This window comes from Streptomyces pactum, from assembly GCF_016031615.1.
In the GTDB taxonomy this organism is placed as follows: domain Bacteria; phylum Actinomycetota; class Actinomycetes; order Streptomycetales; family Streptomycetaceae; genus Streptomyces; species Streptomyces pactus.
The window spans coordinates 1-1,085 of the sequence record NZ_JACYXC010000032.1 but is presented as its reverse complement, the minus strand read 5'-3'; the positions used below and the strand labels follow the sequence as shown (position 1 = coordinate 1,085).

The window sequence follows — 1,085 nt, the reverse complement described above, 5'->3', positions numbered from 1 at the left end:
GGGGCCGGGGGGCTGCCGACAGCCCCCGCGGCCTGGTGATGACCGTCTGGACGCTGGCCACGCTCCTGGTGCTCGGCTCGGCCGGGTTCGGGTACCTCTACTGGCGGCTCGACGGCAACCTCACCGGCATCGACATCGACGGCGCGCTGGGCCGGGACCGCCCCGACGACGTGGACAACGGCTCGATGGACATCCTCGTCCTCGGGTCCGACTCCCGCGCCGGGAAGAACCGCCGGTACGGCGACGACCAGGGCACCTCCCGCTCCGACACCGCGATGGTGGTCCACATCCACCGGGGCCACCGGCGCGCCAGCGTGGTCAGCATCCCGCGCGACACCCTGGTCCGGCGGCCGGACTGCACCCGGCGCGGCGGTCAGGACGGCGACGTCCGGGCGAGCGAGGCCGGCAAGGACGGCGGCGAGGTGCCCGGCGAGCGCCGGGCGATGTTCAACAGCGCCTACGAGGTCGGCGGCCCGGCCTGCGCGGTCAAGACCGTCGAATCGATGACCGGCATCCGGATGGACCACTACCTGGAGGTGGACTTCTCCGGCTTCCGCGACCTGGTGGACGAACTCGGCGGTGTGGAGCTGACCACCACCGAGCCGATACACGACCGCAAGAGCCACCTCGACCTGCCGCCCGGCCGCCACACCCTCGACGGGGAACAGGCGCTCGGCCTGGTCCGCACCCGGCACGGCGTGGGCGACGGCAGCGACCTGGGCCGGATCAAGCTCCAGCAGGCGTTCATCAGGGCGCTGATCGACCAGATCAAGGACATCGGCCTGTTCAGCAGCCCGAAGAAGCTGTACGACGTGGCCGACGCCTCCACCAAGGCCCTCACCACCGACTCCGACCTCGCCTCGGTGGACAAGCTGCTCGACCTCGCGCGCGGCCTGCGCGGCATCGGCTCCGACGACCTGCACATGGTGACGCTGCCGGTCGCCTACGACCCCGGCGACCCCAACCGCGTGCGCCCCATTGAGGCCAAGGCCGCCCAGGTGTGGCGGGCGCTGCGCGCCGACCGGCCGGTGCCCGCCTCCGCCACCCGGGGGTCGGCGGCCGACGACACCGAGGCGGACGGCGTG

General features: G+C 73.1%; 1 protein-coding gene. It reads left to right on the top strand.

The window, feature by feature from the left end:
* Positions 1-32 precede the first annotated feature (32 nt).
* Positions 33-1,085: LCP family protein (locus IHE55_RS30505; protein WP_232267073.1), on the top strand; the 1,053-nt coding region annotated here is incomplete at its 3' end.